Origin of the sequence: Microbacterium sp. 18062, assembly GCF_902706225.1 — a bacterium.
GTDB lineage: Bacteria > Actinomycetota > Actinomycetes > Actinomycetales > Microbacteriaceae > Microbacterium.
This window is the reverse complement of record NZ_CACSKB010000013.1, coordinates 53,752-74,236: the sequence shown is the minus strand read 5'-3', so window position 1 is coordinate 74,236 and position 20,485 is coordinate 53,752. Positions and strand designations below refer to the sequence as shown.

The 20,485-nt window shown below is 65.0% G+C and carries 17 protein-coding genes and 1 pseudogene; 12 read left to right on the top strand and 6 right to left on the bottom strand.

Annotation, left to right across the window (positions count from 1 at the left end):
- Positions 1-21: 21 nt before the first annotated feature.
- From GVL03_RS06985 to GVL03_RS06975, 3 genes are read left to right on the top strand one after another with little or no spacing between them, the layout of a single operon-like run.
- On the top strand, positions 22-798 hold the full coding sequence (locus tag GVL03_RS06985; RefSeq protein WP_159500264.1) for an electron transfer flavoprotein subunit beta/FixA family protein: 777 nt from the start codon (positions 22-24) through the stop codon (positions 796-798).
- Positions 799-808: 10 nt separating this feature from the next.
- Entirely contained in the window at positions 809-1,783 is a 975-nt protein-coding gene (locus GVL03_RS06980; RefSeq protein WP_159500263.1) for an electron transfer flavoprotein subunit alpha/FixB family protein, read from the top strand.
- Between the two features lie 4 nt (positions 1,784-1,787).
- On the top strand, positions 1,788-3,413 hold the full coding sequence (locus tag GVL03_RS06975; protein ID WP_235038057.1) for a cytochrome b/b6 domain-containing protein: 1,626 nt from the start codon (positions 1,788-1,790) through the stop codon (positions 3,411-3,413).
- 45 nt (positions 3,414-3,458) lie between these two features.
- On the opposite strand, the gene GVL03_RS06970 is transcribed toward GVL03_RS06975, so the two are convergent.
- Positions 3,459-3,965 carry a GNAT family N-acetyltransferase gene (locus GVL03_RS06970; RefSeq protein ID WP_159500261.1) on the bottom strand — a complete coding sequence of 169 codons (507 nt, stop codon included), beginning with the start codon at positions 3,963-3,965 and terminating at the stop codon, positions 3,459-3,461.
- A gap of 152 nt (positions 3,966-4,117) precedes the next feature.
- Between GVL03_RS06970 and GVL03_RS06965 the strand changes: the two genes are divergently transcribed.
- The 3 genes and pseudogenes from GVL03_RS06965 to GVL03_RS06955 all read left to right on the top strand — a co-directional run.
- Complete coding sequence (locus tag GVL03_RS06965; RefSeq protein ID WP_159500260.1) at positions 4,118-4,678, top strand: thioesterase family protein; 561 nt, start codon at positions 4,118-4,120, stop codon at positions 4,676-4,678.
- A gap of 28 nt (positions 4,679-4,706) precedes the next feature.
- Positions 4,707-5,954, top strand: coding sequence for a hypothetical protein (locus tag GVL03_RS06960; RefSeq protein WP_159500259.1), 1,248 nt, complete (start codon positions 4,707-4,709; stop codon positions 5,952-5,954).
- A gap of 285 nt (positions 5,955-6,239) precedes the next feature.
- Positions 6,240-6,478, top strand: a pseudogene (locus tag GVL03_RS06955) (leucine zipper domain-containing protein); the annotation flags it as partial.
- A gap of 19 nt (positions 6,479-6,497) precedes the next feature.
- Here the strand turns inward: GVL03_RS06955 and GVL03_RS06950 are convergent.
- From GVL03_RS06950 to GVL03_RS06930, 5 genes are all read right to left on the bottom strand, one after another.
- Entirely contained in the window at positions 6,498-7,019 is a 522-nt protein-coding gene (locus GVL03_RS06950) for a flavin reductase family protein (protein WP_159500258.1), read from the bottom strand.
- Positions 7,020-7,104: 85 nt separating this feature from the next.
- On the bottom strand, positions 7,105-7,995 hold the full coding sequence (locus GVL03_RS06945; protein ID WP_159500257.1) for an ABC transporter permease: 891 nt from the start codon (positions 7,993-7,995) through the stop codon (positions 7,105-7,107).
- Positions 7,995-9,083 carry an ABC transporter permease gene (locus tag GVL03_RS06940; RefSeq protein WP_159500256.1) on the bottom strand — a complete coding sequence of 363 codons (1,089 nt, stop codon included), beginning with the start codon at positions 9,081-9,083 and terminating at the stop codon, positions 7,995-7,997. Before GVL03_RS06940 ends, GVL03_RS06945 begins: the two co-directional genes overlap by 1 nt.
- Positions 9,080-10,639, bottom strand: coding sequence for an ABC transporter ATP-binding protein (locus GVL03_RS06935; RefSeq protein WP_159500255.1), 1,560 nt, complete (start codon positions 10,637-10,639; stop codon positions 9,080-9,082). Before GVL03_RS06935 ends, GVL03_RS06940 begins: the two co-directional genes overlap by 4 nt.
- 59 nt (positions 10,640-10,698) lie before the next feature.
- Positions 10,699-11,604 carry a BMP family ABC transporter substrate-binding protein gene (locus GVL03_RS06930; RefSeq protein WP_159500254.1) on the bottom strand — a complete coding sequence of 302 codons (906 nt, stop codon included), beginning with the start codon at positions 11,602-11,604 and terminating at the stop codon, positions 10,699-10,701.
- 373 nt (positions 11,605-11,977) lie between these two features.
- Here GVL03_RS06930 and GVL03_RS06925 point away from each other — a divergent pair, with 373 nt between their 5' ends.
- The 6 genes from GVL03_RS06925 to GVL03_RS06900 all read left to right on the top strand — a co-directional run bounded on the left by GVL03_RS06925 (position 11,978) and on the right by GVL03_RS06900 (position 20,422).
- A complete protein-coding gene (locus GVL03_RS06925; RefSeq protein ID WP_159500253.1) occupies positions 11,978-13,348 on the top strand; it encodes a PLP-dependent aminotransferase family protein in 1,371 nt (456 codons plus the stop codon).
- 304 nt (positions 13,349-13,652) lie between these two features.
- On the top strand, positions 13,653-15,044 hold the full coding sequence (locus tag GVL03_RS06920) for an NtaA/DmoA family FMN-dependent monooxygenase (protein ID WP_159500252.1): 1,392 nt from the start codon (positions 13,653-13,655) through the stop codon (positions 15,042-15,044).
- Positions 15,041-16,474, top strand: coding sequence for a dihydropyrimidinase (gene hydA / locus GVL03_RS06915; protein ID WP_159500251.1), 1,434 nt, complete (start codon positions 15,041-15,043; stop codon positions 16,472-16,474). Before GVL03_RS06920 ends, hydA begins: the two co-directional genes overlap by 4 nt.
- A 19-nt stretch (positions 16,475-16,493) precedes the next feature.
- Complete coding sequence (locus GVL03_RS06910) at positions 16,494-17,522, top strand: TIGR03842 family LLM class F420-dependent oxidoreductase (protein WP_159500250.1); 1,029 nt, start codon at positions 16,494-16,496, stop codon at positions 17,520-17,522.
- Between the two features lie 39 nt (positions 17,523-17,561).
- A complete protein-coding gene (locus GVL03_RS06905; RefSeq protein ID WP_159500249.1) occupies positions 17,562-18,890 on the top strand; it encodes an aspartate aminotransferase family protein in 1,329 nt (442 codons plus the stop codon).
- A gap of 26 nt (positions 18,891-18,916) precedes the next feature.
- Complete coding sequence (locus GVL03_RS06900) at positions 18,917-20,422, top strand: CoA-acylating methylmalonate-semialdehyde dehydrogenase (protein ID WP_159500248.1); 1,506 nt, start codon at positions 18,917-18,919, stop codon at positions 20,420-20,422.
- Positions 20,423-20,485 lie beyond the last annotated feature (63 nt).

The following is a 20,485-nucleotide window of genomic DNA, read 5'->3' as shown; positions in this document are numbered from 1 at the left end:
CCGTCGAAGGAGTCCCGCGCTATGAAGATCGTCGTCCTGGTCAAAGAGGTGCCGGATACCTACGGCGACCGCGTGCTCGGCCTCGAGACCGGCCTCGCCGATCGCAGCGCGAGCGAGCGGGTGATCGACGAGATCGGCGAACGCGCCCTCGAGGTGGCGCTCTCGTACGCCGACGCGCACGCCGGCACCGAGGTCGTCGTCGTGTCGATGGCGCCCGAGGAGGCGACCGCCACCGTGCGGAAGGCGCTCGCGATGGGAGCGGCATCCGCCCTGCAGGTCGTCGACGAGGTCCTGCTCGGTGCCGACCTGGGCCTCACCGCCGAGGTGCTCGCCGCGGCGGTGTCGCGCGCGGGATTCGACCTCGTGATCGCCGGCAACCAGTCCACCGACGGGTCGGGCGGCGTGATCGCGGCGATGGTCGCCGAGCTGCTCGGCGTGCCGCACGCCACGTCGCTGTCGTCGGTCGAGATCGGTGACGACGCGGTGACCGGCACCCGCGCGGCAGACGGCGCCGAGGTGCGGGTGTCGGCGGCGCTTCCGGCCGTGATCTCGATCACCGAGGCGCTGCCGGACGCCCGCTTTCCGAACTTCAAGGGCATCATGGCGGCGAAGAAGAAGCCCTTCGAGAAGGTCACGCTCGCCGATCTCGGCGTCGATGCGGATCCCGCCCTCGCGCCCCGGTCCATCATGACCGCGATCACCGCCAAGCCGCCGCGGGCGGCGGGCACCGTCATCGTCGACGAGGGCGACGCCGGCGCGAGGCTCGCCGACTTCCTCGTCCAGAACCGACTCGTGTGAGGTGGCTGCGATGACCGACTTCGCTCCGGACTCCGTCCTCGTCCTGCTGGACGTCACCGCCGACGGCGCGCTCGCCTCCTCGAGCGCGGGGCTGCTGGGTGCGGCCGCCGCGATCGGCACGCCCGTCGCGCTGGTCGTCGGCGACGCCGCACTCGCCGCGGATGCGGCCGCCCTCGGCGCCGCCTCCGTCCTGGTCGCCCCGGGCGATGCGACGCGGCTCGGCGTCCCCGCCGTCGACGCCCTCGCGTCCGCGTCCGCGCTCGTGCGCCCCGACGCCGTGCTCCTCTCCCACTCGGTGGACGGCCGTGACGTCGCCGGCCGCTTCGCCGCACGCACGCGCTCGGCCCTGGCCGTCGACGCGGTCGGCCTCTCACGCGACGACGAGGGCATCGTCGCGCAGCACTCCGTGTACGGCGGCGCCTACGACGTCGAGTCCGCCGCGACCTACGGCACCCCCGTCGTGACGGTTCGCCAGGGCGCGATCGACGCGCGGGCCGAGGCGGTCGCGGCGCCGGTGGTCGAGACGCTCGAGGTCGTCGCATCCGGAGCGGCGGCCGCATCCGTCGTCTCGGTCGATCCGGTGACGTCCGTCTCGTCGCGCCCGGAGCTGCGCGGCGCTGCGAAGGTCGTCTCGGGCGGCCGCGGGCTCGGCTCGGGCGAGAGGTTCGTGCTCGTCGAGCAGCTCGCCGACGCGCTGGGCGCCGCGATCGGCGCCTCGCGCGCCGCGGTCGACGCCGGCTACGTGCCCTCGTCGTACCAGGTCGGGCAGACCGGGGTGTCGGTGTCGCCGCAGCTGTACATCGCGCTCGGCATCTCGGGGGCGATCCAGCACAAAGCCGGGATGCAGACCGCGAAGACGATCGTGGCGATCAACAAGGACGCCGACGCTCCGATCTTCGAGATCGCCGACTTCGGCGTCGTCGGCGACCTGTTCACGGTCGTGCCCCAGCTGGTCGAGGCGCTCGAGGCGAAGAAGCGGGCCTGAGGTGGTGACGGACGCGCGATCGCTGCGGCGGGGACTGCCCCGCACGCCCGGCGGCGACCCCTGGCCGCCCGCCGGTGCCGGTGCCGGTGTCGTCGCGCCGCAGGGTCCTATCGCGGCGACGCATGACCTCGCGGGTGCCGGTGCCGTGGGCGACGCGGCCGCGGATGGCGCTGCGCTGCCTCTCGACGGTCATCCGCCGCGCACGCAGGTCGTCGCGCCGCACGCTGCCGCGGCGGCGGGCGACCCCGAGGACATCGGCGTGCGGGTCGTGCGCCGGGGGCTGCCGCGGGCCGCGGGCGGCGAGCCCTGGCCGCCGTCATCGGCGGTGGGGGCGACGGACGTCGCGCCCGCCGCATCCGGGGCGCGTGTGCGCCGGGGCCTGCCGCGCGTGGCCGCCGGCGAGCCCTGGCCGCCCGCGGACACGGTTTCCGTCCCGCGCACCCGCGGCGCCGCCGCGGGTGCGGCCGGCGCCGCGCCCGACGAGACATGCGCCCCTGTCCAGCCGACCGCCGATGCGACCGAGCCGGTCGAGCCTGCTGCGGTCGAGCCGGTGGGCGCGGCGTCCGCCCCCGCATCGGCCGGGTCGCTCGAACTCGTCGCCGTCGTCGTCGCCCCATCCGTCCCGCGCGTCCCGCTGCCGTTCGAGCCGACGGTGGTCGCCGGCCGGTATGCGTTCGCGCGCCCGGCGACCCGACCCGAGCCGAAGCGGTACGGGCCGTTCACCCGCGGGCAGTGGGCGGGCGCGGTCGTCGTCGCCGGCGCGGGCATGCTCTTCGCCGCGGCGATGGTCGTTCTCGCGGTGCGCTGGCTGCTCTCGCTCGATGCGCTGCAGGACTTCCTGGCGGCCTACCCCGGCGAGTACCACCTGCCCGAGACGGCGCCGGTCGGCATCCCGGCATGGATCGGGTGGCAGCACTTCTTCAACGTGTTCCTGATGGTGCTGATCATCCGGTCGGGGCTGCAGGTGCGCCGGGAGAAGCGACCAGGCGCGTTCTGGACGCCGCGATGGAACCGCAAGCGCAAGATGAGCCTCGCGCTGTGGTTCCATCAGTCGCTGGACATCCTGTGGCTCGTCAACGGCGTGGTCTTCGTCGTGCTGCTGTTCGTGACGGGGCAGTGGATGCGGATCGTTCCGACGAGCTGGGAGGTGTTCCCCAACGCGCTCTCGGCGGCGCTGCAGTACGCGTCGCTCGACTGGCCCACCGAGAACGGATGGGTCAACTACAACGGCCTGCAGCAGCTGGCGTACTTCACGACCGTGTTCGTCGCGGCGCCCCTCGCCACGATCACGGGCGTGCGCATGTCGGGAATCTGGCCGAAGAAGGCGACGACCCTGAACCGGATCTATCCGATCGAGTGGGCGCGCGCCGTGCACTTCCCGGTGATGATCTACTTCGTCGTGTTCATCATCGTGCACGTCGCGCTCGTGTTCGCGACGGGGGCTCTGCGCAACCTCAACCACATGTACGCGGCGCAGGGCTCCGTCGACCCCGGCGCCTACGCGGCGAACTGGGGCGGCTTCTGGATCTTCGTCGGCTCGATGGCCGTCATCGTCGCCGGGTGGGTGGCGGCGCGCCCGCTCGTGCTCGCCCCGATCGCGAGGTTGTTCGGCACCGTCAGCGGTCGCTGAGCCTTCGCTCGGCCGGTCCTTCTCCGACGTGGCGCCCGCGCCGGCTCAGCGGACGAAGCGCACCTCGGTCAGCGTCTCGCCGAGGAACGGCTCGGTGTGCGTCGCCCCGTCGAGGACGAAGCCGTTGCGCGTGTAGAAACGGTGCGCACGCGGATTGTCGTCGGCGACCCAGAGATAGATGCCCTCGTCCTTCTCGACCGCGGCGTCGAAGAGCCGCTGGCCGATGCCCGTGCCGTGCCACGCGTCGAGCAGATAGATGAAATAGAGCTCGCGCTGGCGCGGCGCATCGCGGTCACGGGCCGGACCCGACCCCACGAACCCGACGATCTCGCCGTCGACGAGCGCTGCGCTCATGCGGAACTCCGGTCCCTGCGCGGCCCAGTGCGTCCACAGTTCGGCGAGCCTCTTCGCTGAGACCCGCTCGAGAGCGGCCTTGCTGATCAGGTGATCGTAGGTCTCGTGCCAGCACGTCGCGTGGACCCGGCCGAGGGCTTCGGCATCCACGTCCCGAACGGGTCGGACGATGATGTCGGTGGTGGTGTCGGCTTCCATGGCCAGACTCTACGCGCGGCGCATCGGGACGGGAAATCGGCCGACGACCGTCGTCGGAGGCCGCCATCGGGGCCCCGGATGCAGTGCGCCGCACTGTGGAGATCACACAACGAGGTGCGGCAACCGTACGAGGAACACTACGATCGCTCCTCGTGAACGTGATCTGGCGCACCCTTCTGATCATCCGGCGTGCGCGAGCACGGCTGCGGCGGAACGGCCGCATCCCGCTGCAGTCCGTCGGCCGCATCCGACTGCGGACGCTTCCCACCGACATCGACCTGCTCCGGCACATGAACAACGGCCGGTACGCCTCGCTGTTCGACCTCGGCCGGTTCGACCTGCTGATCCGTACCGGCGTCTGGGATGCCATGGACGCGAAGCGCTGGTACGCGGTCGTGGCGAGCGAGACGATCACGTTCCGGAAGTCCCTGAACCTCTGGCAGCGCTTCGACGTGGAGACGCGGCTCCTCGGCCACGACGAGAAGTCGGTCTACATGATCCATCGCGCGGTCGTCGACGGCGAGATCCACGCCGAGATGATCGTCCGTGCGCGATTCCTCCGCCGGTCCGGCGGCATCGTCCCGCATGACGAGCTGTTCACGGCCCTTGAGCGCCCGGACGGGCTGCCCGACATCGCCGACTGGATCCACGACTGGGCGGCCGCATCCGCCCTGCCGTCGACGAGGGTGTCCGCTCCCAGCGTGTGGAGCTGATCGGGCCTGCACCCGCTACCGTGGGTCTGTGCTCGCGATCGCGACGCTGACCGGGCGTCTGCTGCTCCGCCATTGGCCCGCGCTGCTCGCGTGGTTCCTCGTCGGCGTGCTCGCCCGGTTCCTCGTGATCCAGCTCGCCGGCTTCGTCGGCGCGTTCACGGCCGTCGGCGGCCTGCTCATCCTCCCGCTCGCCGTGCTGGCGCGACTGGTCGGCTTCGTGGCGATGTTCCTCGTCCTGCGCGAGGCGATGCCGCGCCTGGGCGCGATCGCCCCGTCGCCGTCCGAGCCCGCCGCCCGTCGCCGGGCGTTCGTCGACGCGCTCCTGGGCGGCGTCCTGCCGTTCTTCGCGGTCTACGCCGCGTGGGGACACCTGCGCCAGGACGTCGCGGCCTATCAGGCACGTGCGCTCGAGGTGCGCGACTCGATGCGGTGGAGCGCGCTGCTCGGCGAGCCCGTGACGCTGTCCGACGGCGCGGTCGACGACCTGCGGCTCGAGCCGATCACGATCGCGATCGTCGTGGTCGCGTTCGCGGGCCGCTGGGCGTGGAAGAGGTACCGCGACCGGATGCCGAAGGCGCTGTCCGTCGGCGCGGTCTACCTCGAGGCGGTGTGGGTCTTCCTCGCGGTCGCGCTCGTCTCCCAGGCGCTCGCCGCCGTCACGGGGTGGGTCGAGACCCGGCAGGCCATGGTGTGGCTCGACGACGCGCGCGGCTGGATCGCGCAGTGGCTCGTGCCGGTGGCCTGGGTGGGGGAGGCGGTCGAATGGCTGCTCGGCGAGGCCGGCGGCATCCTCCTCCTGCCCGTGGCCTGGCTGACGATCGCGGGCGTCGTGTACGGGCAGGCGGTTGCTCCGCAGGCGCCGGCCCTCGCGGGCGAGCGGATCGAGCGCGTGCGCTCCCGCTACGCGGCGCTGCCCGAGCGTGTGCGCCGGCGAGCGAGGGACCTGTGGGGCGAGCTCGTGGGGCGCTTCCGGCCGATCGGGCAGGCGCTCCTGCTGATGTGGCGCGCGGGCCCCGCGCTGATCGGCGTGTACGTGCTCCTGTACACGGTCGTGCTGGCGCTGCAGGGCTTCGGCGAGTACGGGCTCACCCGGATCATCGGCCCGCAGGACCTCTACGGCTTCTGGTTCGTGTTCGATGCGGCCCTGGTGACGGCGGTGACGGCGGTCGTCGAGCCGATCCGGGTGAGCCTGGTCGCGAGCGCGTACGACGCGACGCTCGCCGCGCTGCCCCCGGTGAGCACGCCGAGGCGGTCGTCGAAGAGCGTCTCGGATTGAGTGCGCGGATCGTCAAGCGGCACCATTCGGAAGCAGGCGGGCGCGTGATTCCGAGCATCACGCGCCGGACGTGCGTTGTCGGGCTGATGACGTACCTGGCCGGTGACGGTCGCGCTCCCACGTAACGTCGGCAGCGACATCTCAGACGTCCAGTTCCTAGCGCCCTAGGTGTGATGTCCAGGAACGTTGTTTCGGCGACACGGCCGTGAGGAGCTGAGAGGCGAGGGCCTCCGGTTGTGAAGTGGAGCTGTTGAGTTCAACCGCTTCACGAACCTGGGGGCCCTCGTGTCCCACGCTAACGATGCCCTGGCCCCGCGCGCACGGCTCCGGTTGGCGCGCCTGATCGTCGAGGGCGGCTGGCCACCATCAGCCGCGGCGAAGATGTTCATGGTCTCGCCCGTCACCGCCCGAAAGTGGGCGGCGAGGTTCCGCTCCGAGGGCACGGGGGGATGACCGATCGGACGAGCCGGCCGCGGTCGATGCCGACAAGGACCCCACTGCCGCAGGTCAAGCGGATCGCGAACCGTCTGGCTTTCCCTCGTTCTATCCCACTTGAGTGCCTTGGTCCCGCAGGTGGCGGTACTGTCCCTTGAAGTAGAGCAGAGGCTCGTGCTTGTGCCACTCCGGTGGGCTCATCTCGAGGACACGCCCGATCACGATGTAGTGGTCTCCGGCTTCGTGCTCGGCCCACAGATCGCAGTCAAGCCACATCAGAGTATCGGCGATAACTGGGTTTCGATGAGCGGTGGGTGCCCACTCGATACCGGCCCACTTGTCGGTGCCTTTCCTGGCGAACTGGTTCGACACTGCGTGCTGGCCGCTGGAGAGAACGTTCACGGAGAACTTCCCTGTCTCGCGGATGCGCGGATAGGTCGTCGAATTGGTCATGACACTGAACGACACCAGCGGTGGATCGGCCGAGACCGAGTAGAAGGACTGGCAGGTGAAACCAACGGGCTCGTCGCCTTCCAGCCCACCGATGATCGTGATGCCGGAAGCGTAGTGACCGAGCGTGTCACGGAATCGGCGAGCCTCAAACGAGGGGTCGGAGACGACCTCTTTCATGGTCTTTCTTCTTTCGTTGTGATCCGCTCAGCACTGGATGTGAGATTGTGACGGCGGTCGTCGTGATAACGCGCGCTATTCCCGTTTACAGACTTCGCATTTCGCCGAGGTTCTGTTTCTTGTTTGCGCCGCGAAGCCGTGCCGTGACCACCACTGCGATGACGGTCACTACGTACGGCAGCATCAGCATGATGTTGGGATCAACGGCACCAGACCAATTGATCTGGGCCCATATCCCGAGGTAGTTCACCGCACCGAAGAACAAAGCAGCTGCTGCAACGCCCAGCGGATGGGCTGCGCCAAGGATCACCGCGGCGAACGCGATCAGGCCGCGGCCTGCTTCCATTCCCGGGCTGAATGCACCCAGAGGACCGGCCGCGAGCTCCGCGCCGGAAAGCGCGCAGAGCGCTCCGCCGAGAAGGAGGGCCCATAGTCGCATCCTCGGCAGCGAGATCCCGGCACTCCGTGCAGCGAAGGGGTAGTCGCCCGTAGCGGTGAGGGCGAGCCCGAACCTAGTACGGCAGGCGAGGATCCAAACGAGAACGATGACCACGGGGGCGAGAAGGGCGATCACCGACAAGTTGCCCAAGGCTCCGGGAAGGAAATCAAGGGGCCTCGGAAGGGATACGTCGGAGTAGACGGTGCCCTCTCGCCCGTAGATCGCAACAACCGCAAGAGTTGTCCCGCCGAGACCGATGGCGTTGATTCCGATGCCGACGATGATCGGGTTCGCACGCAGTGGGACGATTGCGGCCCACATGATAGCGGAGAAAGCCATGCAGCCGAGGACGGCGCCTCCGACGCCCAGCAGCATGCTTCCGGTCGCAGAGCCCGCCACCACGGCGAGTAGCGCTCCGATCGACATAAGTCCGCCCAGCCCGAGATGCCAGATCCCGGTGCGTTGAGCAAGGGCGCCGGCCAGGGCGGCCAGGATCAACGGCGTGGCCGTCTGCCAAGCGGATGCGATGACGTCCATCAGAGATCCTTTGGTTTCGCGTGATCGTCAGACCCAGGACTTGGGCGGTCGAGTTTTGGAGAGGGAACCGCCCGCCGGAGGGCAGGGAGTTTGACATGTGCCGTTACAAGGATCGCGATGATGCCATTCAGCACGACGATCGCTGATGCCGGAAGTTGAACCGCGACGGGGAGGAAGAGGCTGGCGGCAGTGAGCGCACCGAAGAAAAACGCGCTCACTATCGCGCCGGAGACAGCGAGACCTGCGACCAAAGCGACCAGTATCGCGTTATTTCCGATCTGTGGGGAGATACCGGTCACCAGTTTCCCGGTCGGGCCGAGAATCTCCATTGAACCCGCCAGACCTGCCAGTCCGCCTGAGATGAGGAACGATTGAATGCCGATGCGGTTCACTCGGATTCCCTGCCAAGCGAGCATAAGACCGTTCCTACCGGCAATGCCGCTGAGGATTCCGAAAGAGGTGCGATTGATGACGAAGGCGATGATGACGACCGCGACAACTACCAGGCCGATCGTGATCGGAGAGATCCCGGTGCTGGACGAGATCCGGAACTGTTCGGGAACCGGGGGGCTGGCGGCGCCCTGCGCCGTGGCGCTAGATCGATCCATCATCGGGCCGGACACCAGATATGCCAGGAGAAGCTGGGCGATGAAGTTTGCCATGATCGTCGTGACGACCTCGTCGGCGCCGTAGCGGACGCGCAGGAATCCGGGAAATCCGGACCATAGGGCGCCTGCGGCGATACCCGCTAGGAGAGAGAGCGGGATGGTCACGAACGGTGGCGCATCGGGCAGGCTGGTGGAGACTGCTGTGGCCGCTATGGCGCCGAGATAGAATTGGCCGAGTCCGCCCACGTTGAAGTACCCGGCACGGAAACTCACCAGTGCTGCGAGGCCTACCAGCATCAGAGGGAATGACCACCTCACTGACTGCAGGAGTGCATTTGGGGTTCCAACTGATCCGCGGATGATCGCACCGATCACGTCCGTGCCGGCAAAGCCGGTGAGCTGCAACGCGATCACGAAGATCGCGAACGCAGCGACGATGGGAGCGAGCCGACGGAGCACTGTTTCGATGCTGCGATTCATGCTGACGCCCCTGTCATCGCAGTGCCGATGCTCTCGAAGTCGTAGGGAGCTTCCGCATCCATGACGATCTCTCCCGCCAAGACCACGATGATTCGGTCGCATATCTCCGCCAGCTCGTCGAGATCTGAGGAGATGAACAGAACAGCGGCGCCGTTGTCGCGCGCGCTGCGAAGCGCGTCCCAGACAAACTCAACGGCTCCCAGGTCGAGACCGCGGGTCGGCTGCGCAGCGACAATCACCCTCGCGGCCTCGTCGAGCTCCCGTGCGAGGATAACCTTCTGCACGTTTCCGCCGGATAGCTCGGATGCGTTCTGATTGACCGAGCGGAACTTCACATCCCAGCGGCGCAGAGCCTCGTCTGCTTTCTCGCGGAGCAGTTTCGTCCGGACCGGTCCTGAACGGCGTTGAGGTCCGACGAGGGACGGGATCGCCCAGTTCTGCCAAAGCGGGGTCGAGCCGCTGACTCCTTCGGTGTTGCGATCGAAGGGGATTACGCGGAAGCCCATTGCCCTGCGCTGCAGCGTCCCGAGCTTTGTCGCATCCTTTCCGGCGAGAATGAGCTTGCCGGAGCGGATCTCAAGCATTCCTGCTATCGCCTCTGCGAGCGCCACTTGCCCGTTGCCTTCGACGCCAGCCACGCCGACGATCTCGCCGCTGTGCACGGTGAGATCGGCGTTGCGGATCGGTAGCCCGCCACTCGACTCCGCGCTCGACACGTCATGGAGTTCAAGCGCTGCCGGTCCCAGGGGGTGATCTCGATGTGTGTTCTCGACGTGTTCGTCGACGCGGTGGATTCCGAGGGCGGCGTCGTCGTCCTCGGACAAGCGATCGGATGATCCGATGATGGCCCGGGCGAACCCTTCCGCGGTGACGGATTCAGCGGGCACGGCGCGCAGGATGAGTTCACCACTCCGAAGGACCGTGACAGTGTCGGCGATATCGAGTACCTCACGTACCTTGTGCAGCACGATGATGACAGTGACGCCAGCGTCCCTGAGCCGACGGATCCGGTCGAACAGCTTGGATATAGATTCAGGCGGGAGCACCGCAGTGGGTTCATCCAAGATCAGGATCTTGGCGTCGCCCGCCAGGGCGCGCGCGATCTCGATGGCTTGCAGCGATTCGATAGGGAGGTCATGGAGACGCTGGTTCGCGCGCACTTCGACGCTGGAATCGTCGAGATACTTCTGCCAGTACGCGTTGAGTGAGCGTCGTGTGAAGAGACTTCCCTTGGGGCGCGTTGAGCCGTACTCGAGGGCCTCGGCAACGGTCATAGACGGGGGCAGCGCGAAACTCTGATGAACCATCTCAATTCCGTGCGAGCGAGAAGTCAGCACGTTACCGGTTTCGATTGAGTTCCCGTCGACAGCCACCGTACCTGCGGCCGCGGGTACCAGGCCGGCGATTACTCTTGCCAGAGTTGTCTTCCCTGCGCCGTTCTGTCCGACCAGCGCATGGATCCGGCCGGCGTCGAATGACACGTCGATGGCGTTGAGGGCGGTAAACTCGCCGAATCGGACGGTGATCCGAGAGCAGTCGATGGCGTTCGCGGACACGTCTTCTCCTCATGGCAGGTTCGGGGCCCGTCATGGGCGCGGGCCCCGAACCTGGTCGATCAATTGATTGAGGTCACGAACGGCACGTCGACTGTGCCGTCGTTGATCTCGGTGATCACTGCTTCGGTGGCCGACTTTGCCGCTTCCCACCGATCCGCGACGTCATCGACCGGAGCAGAATCCGGGAAGGTCAAGGACAACACGTCTCCGATGCCGGTGCTCAGATGACCGCCTGCAAAACCGTCTTCGAGAACCATCGGGACGGTCTCCAGCACCGAGGCCGAGAACTCGAGGCCACTCACGGCGAGAGTCTGGTCCGGGGCGCTTGTCAGCGGGCCGAGGCCGTAACCGATGATGAACCGACCCGGCGTGGCCTGCGACGCAGCGATGGTGCCGGCGTCTGCCCCGCCAGCATCTGCCTGGATCACGTCGACCCCGCTCGAGTACAGCTGCTCGGCGACTTCCTGTGCCTTCGTGGCGTCGTCGAAGTTCCCGACGACGCCATACGTCACCTCGATCGAGGGGTCGACGCTCGTCGCGCCAGCCGCGAAAGCGTTGTATTCCGCGGCTAGGAGCGGCTGCGTGTCGCCGAGAACGATGCCCACCTTGCCGGTCTCTGTGAACGTACCGGCAAGGACGCCGGAGGCGTACATGAGTTTGTAGCTGTCATACGACACGGTGAGCAGATTGGGAATCGCCGGTTCCACCGGATCGGCGTAGAGATGGATGAACTTGATGTCGGGGTATTCTTCTGCAACGGAATTGAACGCGTCGGTGATGCGGTAGAAAGACGTCACAATCACCGTGGGACCCGAATCGGCAACGTTCCGCAGACTGGACTCATAGTTCGCTGAGTCGGCAACATATACGGCCTGGCTCGACCACTCTTCGTCCTCGGCAATCTGCTCCACGCCCTCGATCTGGCTATCGATGACGCCGCCGTCGCCTGCCTGCTGGTCGTGCACCAGCACGATCGTGCCGTTGTCGTTGGTGGCACCACCGTCCGTGTCCGTGCTGCCAGGGGAACACGCAGAAACTACGACCGCTGCGCCGGTGACGACTGCGAAAAGGCAAAGCTTATGTAGAAGTCGTCTGCTGCGAGAAAGAGTCATGGTTATCTCCAGGGATGGGTGACAGGGAACTGGAACTCATGCAAGCTCTGATCGTGATGCGCCGATGTTTCGCGAGGCGTCACGACATGTTTCACTGCTGTAACAGTGTGTATGTGGCACAAAACGGATCGAGACGTTTCGGGCAAGTAAAATCAGGTCTCTCTAGCTGCACACTCCCGGAAGGTGTACCAGAACAGCCCCATTCCTGTGCCACTCTTGTCGAACGATGTTGAACGAGAAGCGCTCGTCCGAGGCGAGAATTGCGACAGTGATCGCAGGGTCTGTCGAAGGCCGCTCCACAGATGCTGTCGTGAAGGCTGTCAAGCACTTGGTCCAGTCGGAGAAGGTGCAGCCAGGCACACCGCTGCCGTCGGTGCGGGCGCTTGCAGCTGCGCTGGACATGAGCCCCACATCGGTGCACAAAGCCTGGCTCGCGCTACAGGCCGAGGGTTTCCTCCGCACTGAGGGGCGCCGGGGGACCTATGTCGCCTCCCCAGCCGTAGAGCGCAGCTCGGACGTGTGGCGGCGCCAGGTCTCGGCAGGGCTACCGTTTGACCTCTCAACGGGTGCTCCGGACGCGAATCTGCTTCCTGCGATGCGGTTGGAAGCCATCGACTCCGTCGTTCGTCAGTCCAGCTACTACGGGCCTATTGTCGTTCCGGAGTTGGGCGCGGCCATCCGTGATTCCTGGGGCATCCGGTTCGCTCCTGAAGCTTTGACCGTCGTTGACGGGTCATTGGATGCGCTTGATCGGCTCATCGGATTGCTCGTGCGCCACGGCGACCGGGTCATGATCGAGACCCCCACGTATCCACCGATCATCAGTCTCCTCGAGCTCGCCGGTGCGATCTTGTTGCCTATCGAGCTCGACGAGTCCGGGCCGAGGCCCGAGCAGGTCGAGCTTGCCCTGAAAAGGGAACCCCGACTATTTCTCTTTCAGCCGCGCGCCCAGAATCCGACGGGTGTCGCGATAACAGGCGAACGGCGAGACCAGCTGGTGTCTCTCCTGAGGGGGAGAGATTGCCTGGTCATAGAGCACGACAGTGCCGGCGACATCTCTACGAGCCCGCTCATCTCGTGCACGGACTCATTGCCTGAAACGACGGTTCGCATCCACGGATACTCGAAATCGTTTGGTCCGGACCTCCGCCTCGCTGCCGTAGCAGGACCTGGCGCGATCATCGACCGGCTTGTGACCCGCCGGCATCTCGGCCCTGCCTGGAGCAGTCGTCTGTTGCAGTACATGCTCGCGGCGCTGCTCTCGGATGTCGACACGAGGGCGAAAGTGGCTGAAGCTGCGGTGGTTTATCGCGGTCGCAGGGAAGCCCTCTCCTCTGCCCTTGCTGCCTGCGGGGTCAGCACGATCGGTAGCGACGGATACAACATCTGGGTGCCACTGGAGCAGAACATCGACGCGATAGTCGCGCTGGCCCAACGCGGCTTCGGTGTCGCCAACGGTGCAGCTTTCCAAGTCGGGAGCCAGGCTAGATTCTGTCGGATCACCGCGGCGACGCTCCAGAAGGAGCACGCGGAGATCATTGCTGCCGCGATTGCTATGCGTCCGGACGGCACGGCAGCCCAGCAGATCAACAACTGAGCGAGGCTCGGGCTGGGTGCAGCTAGTTCCAGCTAGTTGACGGCTGCCCACAACATCTGATGGGCGTTCAGACGCTGTGCTCTGACTTCGAGAAGCGCGGATGTGTGGGCATCGCTGGGTGTCGAAACCGTATGCGACGCGCATCGGTTGATGGTCCCCGGCGATCGTCACGCAGGTCTGTACCAGAACAACACTGTCACAAAATGGAAACAGTGCGGCAAAGAATCGGACGTATCCATCGCCTACCTTCAGGAATTGCCGACCCGGCGCCTATCTGCGCCCACGGGACCTAAGGAGTATGGGAATGAAGGAACTGACTCTCGGAATCTTCCAGTCTCTGACACCCAATGGGATGATCGGGGCGAGTTGGCGTTTTCCAGAGAATGAGTCACTGGACTTCCTCGATCTTGACTACTGGATCCGGCTGAGTAAGAAGATCGACAAGGCGGGGTTCGACTTCCTGTTCTTGGCTGACACTTACGGGTATCCGATGATCGACGGAGAGGTACTGGACGCTGCGGTTCGCAACGCCTTCAACATCCCTGTCGCTGATCCCTTCGCGATTGTTTCGGCGGTGGCAGCGGCAACCGAGCGCCTCAGCGTGGTGGCGACGGCATCTACCACTGTTGAGCGGCCGCCCGCTCTTGCCAGGCGACTGGCGACTCTGGACCACCTCACGGGCGGTCGCCTGGGGTGGAACGTCGTGACCGGCGTGTCGCAGATCGCGTCAGCGAATCTGTTCGGTGAGTCTGCCCTGTCCTCCGATGAGCGGTATGACCGGGCGGAGGAGTACATCGACATCTGTCTCGGCCTCTGGGAGGGATCCTGGGAGGATGACGCACTTCTCGAGGATCGTGAGAACGGAATCTATGCGGATCCAGCCAAACTGCGTCAGGTCTCCTACGAGGGCAAGCACTTCTCCTCAAGGGGTATTCTCAATGTCCCGCCGTCTCCGCAGCGCACCCCTCTCATCGTCCAGGCTGGGACCTCGGGAAGAGGGAAGGACTTCGCGGCACGAAACGCAGAGGTCGTGTTCATCGGTGGGGGCAGTCCTGCACAGATGGCAGCGAACATCGCCGATGTCCGTGATCGGGCCGTCTCGTTCGGGCGGGAGCGCGATTCGATCAAGTTTCTGATCGGCTCGATGTTCGTCGTTGGCAAGACTGAACAGGAGGCCCAGGAGAAGCGGCAGGCGCAGCTCGCATTCGCTACCACGGAGCAGGCGGCGGTGACCTACGCATACGTCACCGGGCTCGACCTGACGACGATGGACCCCGATCTCCCATTGGGTGGTTCGTCCGGCGAGGTCAAGACAGTCGAGGCCGAAGGGAAGAGCAGCGTGAATCGCTACGCCGGCAAGTCAGCGCCCGCTCCGGCTGTGAAAGACATCCTTGAAGATCTTCGGGTGAACGGCCTGAACGGGTCCGTGTTCGTCGGTGATCCTGCGAGTATTGCGGATCAAGTTGAGGAGTTCATCGCACAGACTGATGCGGATGGCTTCCTGATCCAATCTCACATCACACCTTCCACCTACGACGATTTCATCGACCTGCTTCTTCCAGTATTCCGGGAGCGCGGCATGTTCTCGACGGATCCCTCTGGTCCGACGCTTCGAGAGCGCATTTTCGGAGCGGGACCCGGACTGCCCGAGAACCATCGCGGTACCGACTTCAGCTGGAGCCGCGTGCCCCGATGAAGACGCTCATCACAGGAGGAACCGTCGTGAACGCGACGGGCACGGCGACCGCCGATGTGCTGATCGACGGCGACACGGTCGCCGCTGTTCTCGCCCCCGGCAGCACCCTTCTCGGGTTTGACCTCGCGTCGAGTGTCGATGAGGTGGTGGACGCGACCGGGAAGTATGTCATCCCGGGCGGGATCGACGCGCACACTCACATGCAGATGCCGTTCGGAGGCACCGAGGCTAGCGACACGTTTGAGACAGGCACCAGGGCGGCTGCTCACGGAGGGACCACCTCGATCATCGATTTCGTGGTGCAGTACGCGGGCGAGAACGTTCTCGACCAGTACAATTTTTGGCAGGAGAAGGCTGCCGGGCAATGCGCGGTCGACTACGGCTTCCATCAGATTCTCTCCGATGTGCAGGACTCGTCGCTCACCGCTATGGATGAGCTGATTAACGAGGGCGTCACGAGCTTCAAGCTCTTCATGGCCTACAAGGGTGTGTTCCTTAGCGACGACGGTCAGATCGTGAAGGCGATGCAGCGGGCTAGCGACAACGGGTCACTGATCATGATGCACGCTGAGAACGGCTCCGTCATCGACCTGCTCGTGAAACAGCACCTAGACCGTGGCGAGACCACGCCTTACTACCATGGCATCTCCCGTCCATGGCAGGCCGAGGAGGAGGCGACGCACCGGGCGATCATGCTCGCAAACCTTACCGGTGCGCCGCTGTACATCGTGCACGTGTCGGCCAAGCAGGCCGTGGAGCAGATAGCTGCCGCCCGTGACAACGGCCAGAACGTCTTTGCTGAGACCTGCCCACAGTACCTTTACCTCTCCCTTGAAGACCAGCTGGGCGCCTCCGGTGGCGAGTGGGGTGACTTCGAAGGAGCGAAGTGGGTGTGTTCAACGCCGTTGCGATCGAAGGACGAGGGCCACCAGCATCACGTGTGGCAGGGCTTGCGCACGAACGACTTGCAGGTGATCTCGACCGATCACTGCCCGTTCTGTATGAAGGGCCAGAAGGAGATGGGGCTGGGCGATTTCTCGAAGATCCCGAACGGGATCGGCTCGGTCGAGCACCGGATGGACCTGATCTACCAGGGCGTCGTCACGGGAGAAATCTCGTTGCCGCGATGGGTGGAGCTCACCTCGACGACTCCGGCTCGGATGTTCGGCATCTACGGCAAGAAGGGCGTCATCCAGCCCGGCGCCGACGGTGACGTGGTGATCTACGATCCGAACGGTCACACCTCGATCGGCCTCGGGAAGACGCACCATATGAACATGGACTACTCGGCCTGGGAGGGCTTCGAGATTAGCGGACACGTTGACACCGTGTTCTCTCGCGGCCGCAAGATCGTTGATGGCAACAGCTACCTCGGCAGAAAAGGCGACGGCGCGTACTTCAAGCGTGGCCTCAGCCAGTACCTGATCTAGAGATCGGAAGGCTCTCACTATGGATTTCGGCGTTGTCGTTCAATGCAACCCTCCGGCTCCGCGCGTTGTCGCGCTTGCCCGCCGTGCGGAGGAGCACGGTTTCGGCTACTTCTGGACTTATGACTCCCACGTGCTCTGGCACGAGCCCTACGTCCTCTACTCGCAAATCCTCGGACAAACGACCCAGATCAAGGTCGGCACGATGGTGACCAACCCGGCCACCCGTGACTGGACCGTGACGGCGTCCACTTTCGCTACGCTCAATGCCTATTTCGGCAATCGAACCATCTGCGGGATCGGTCGCGGAGACTCGGCGGTTCGCGTCACGAATGGTTCGCCGACGACGCTCAAAGCGCTCCGGGATTCGGTGCACGTCATTCGGGAGCTCGCTAACTCCAGGGCGGTAGAGATCAACGGGTCTAGCATCCGATTCCCCTGGAGCCGGGACTCTCAGCTCGACGTTTGGGTGGCAGCCTACGGGCCGATGGCGTTGAAGATCGCCGGTGAGGTCGGCGATGGGTTCATTCTGCAGTGTGGTGACGTCGATATCGCCAAGTGGATGATCAAGAACGTGCGGGAGGCCGCTGAGGGCGCCGGGCGTGATCCCGATTCGGTCAAGTTCTGCATCGCCGCTCCGATGTACATCACGGACGGGACCGAAGAGGGTCGGCGTCATGCGCTGGATCAGTGTCGCTGGTTCGGTGGGATGGTTGGCAATCACGTAGCCGATATCGTCGCGAAATACGGCACCGGCATCGATGTGCCCAAGGTGTTCACTGACTACATCGCGGCCAGGACCGGCTATGACTACAACCAGCACGGCAAGGCGGGAAGCTCTCATGTTGACTTCGTTCCAGACGAGATTGTTGAGCGATTCTGCGTGATCGGCACCGCAGAGCAGCATCAGGAGAAGCTCGAGGAGTTGAAGGAACTCGGGGTCGATCAGTTCGCGGGCTACCTCGACCACGACAACAAGGAAGAGACCCTCAGGGTCTATGGCGAGGTCGTGATGCCGGCTTTGCGAGACTACGTCCCCGCCAAGGTTTGATGACGTCGCACGGTTATGGAAAGCGAAGCAACTCAGTACATGTCTCTTACGCTCGCCCCCGCCGACCAGCAGATCTCGCGTGAACTCGACCGTGCCCACGTCTTCCACTCTTGGTCAGCTCAGGCTGCCTTGAATCCTCTGGTGATTGCCGGCGGGTGCGGATCGACTGTGTGGGATTTCGAAGGAAACGAGTACCTCGACTTCTCGTCGCAACTGGTCAATACCAACATCGGCCATCAGCATCCCGCCGTGATCACGGCGATCAAGGAGCAGGCGGATGTGCTCACCACCGTGGCGCCTGCGCACGCCAATCTCACGCGCGGTCACGCCGCACAGCGAATCCTCGACCGTGCCGGCCCCTCGTTCAGCAAGGTGTTCTTCACCAACGGTGGCGCCGATGCCAACGAGAACGCCATCCGGATGGCACGCCTGTTCACAGGGCGTGACAAGGTTCTTTCTGCCTATCGCTCCTACCACGGTGCCACCGGAGCAGCCATCGTGGCCACTGGAGACTGGCGGCGCGTACCGAATGAGTACTCGCGCGGACACGTGCACTTCTTCGGCCCGTTCACCTATCGTTCGGAATTCTGGTCGGCGTCCCCGGAAGAGGAATCGGACCGCGCGCTGCACCACCTCGAGCGGGTCATTCAGGCAGAGGGCGCCGGATCGATCGCCGCCATCCTGATCGAGACCATTCCGGGCACGGCAGGTGTGATCGTTCCGCCCCCCGGATACCTGGCTGGGGTGCGTGCAATCGCAGACCGATACGGCATCGTTCTGATCTTCGACGAGGTGATGGCTGGATTCGGACGCACGGGCGGCTGGTTCGCCTTCCAGTCGCTGGCCGAGGACGGTGAAGTCGCGCTGCCCGACCTCATCACATTCGCAAAGGGCGTGAACTCCGGCTATGTCCCCGCAGGAGGTGTGATCATCCCATCGATGATCGCTGAGACCTTCGATGACGCGGTCTACCCCGGCGGTCTCACCTACTCGGGACATCCGCTCGCCATGGCGGCGATAGTAGCCACGCTCGACGCGATGGAGGCGGAAGGAATCGTGGCGAATGCTGATCGGATCGGGCGAGAGAAGATCGCTCTCGGACTCGCCGATCTCGCAGACAGGCACCCGATCATCGGCGATGTGCGCGGCCTCGGTGTCTTCTGGGCGCTCGACCTGGTCGCAGACCGTTCCACTCGGGAACCGGTACCTGCCGCAGTCATCGGCAAACTCAAATCGGCAATGCTCTCCCAAGGCCTGTTGCCGTTCTTCGCGGACAACCGATTGCACGTGGTGCCGCCCTGCGTCGTCACCGAGGCGGAGGTCGACAAAGCGATCTCCATCTACGACGCGGCATTCGCGGCGCTCTGACAGAACTGACTAAGGAAACAGAACCAATGACGACAATCGACGCGCTTCCTGTGATCCAGCATTGGGTCGGTGGAGGAGAGTTGACCCCGACGAGCAGCCGCACGGCGCCCGTTTTTGATCCCGCGCTCGGCAAGCAGGCCAAGAGCGTCGCGCTCGCGGGACCGACCGAGATCGATGCCGCGGTCGCCGCGGCGAAGGCGGCCTTCCCAGCCTGGCGGGACACTTCCATGGCGAAGCGCCAGCAGGTGATCTTCGCGTTCCGTGAGCTGCTCAACAGCAGGAAGAGCGAACTCGCTGAGATCGTCACCGCTGAGCATGGCAAGGTCGTTTCGGATGCTCTGGGGGAGATCAGCCGTGGCCTTGAGGTCGTCGAACTGGCCACCGGCTTCCCGCACCTCCTCAAGGGCGAGTATTCCGAGAACGTCTCGACCGGAGTCGATGTCTACAGCATTAAGCAGCCGCTCGGCGTGGTGGGGATCATCAGCCCCTTCAACTTCCCGGCAATGGTGCCGATGTGGTTCTTCCCCATAGCGATCGCTGCGGGTAACACGGTGGTGCTGAAGCCGAGCGAGAAGAACCCGTCGGCGGCGAACTGGCTGGCAGCGCTGTTCGCGGAGGCAGGTTTGCCCGACGGAGTTTTCAATGTCCTGCACGGTGACAAGGAGGCTGTCGACGGCCTCCTGAACCACGGGGATGTGAAGAGCATCTCCTTCGTGGGATCAACACCGATCGCCCAGTACATCTACGAGACCGCCGCTAAGAACGGCAAGCGCGTACAGGCTCTCGGCGGCGCCAAGAACCATATGCTGGTGCTGCCCGACGCCGATCTGGACCTCGCGGCCGATGCCGCCATCAATGCAGGATTTGGCTCCGCAGGAGAGCGCTGCATGGCCATCTCAGTGCTCGTTGCAGTCGACACGATTGCAGACGAGCTCGTCGCGAAGGTCCAAGAGCGGATGGCGGGTCTGAGGACGGGAGATGGTCGCCGCGGTTGCGACATGGGCCCGCTGATCACCGAGGCGCATCGGGACAAAGTCGCGGGTTACATCGATGTCGCTGACGCCGATGGCGCGACGGTCGTTGTAGACGGCCGTGGAATCGAGGTCGACGGGGATGCCGACGGGTTCTGGCTCGGTCCCACCCTGATCGATCACGTCCCCACCTCGTCCTCGGTCTATGTTGACGAGATCTTCGGCCCCGTGCTCTCGGTGGTGCGTGTGCACTCATACGAGGAGGGTGTCGAGCTGATCAACAATGGCACCTTCGGCAACGGCACGGCGATCTTCACCAACGACGGGGGAGTGGCCCGCCGATTCCAGAACGAGGTCGAGGTCGGCATGATCGGTGTCAACGTACCGATCCCCGTCCCGGTCGCTTACCACTCGTTCGGTGGTGTGAAGGACTCGATCTTCGGCGACTCAAAGGCCTACGGTACTGCGGGCTTCCGCTTCTTCACACAGGAGAAGGCGGTGACGTCTCGTTGGCTCGATCCTTCCCACGGCGGCATCAACCTGGGCTTCCCCCAGAATTGATAGGGAGTGTTCGCACGATCGTTCCGTTCACCGGTAAGCGTGAGGTGCTCATCTGGATCGCAT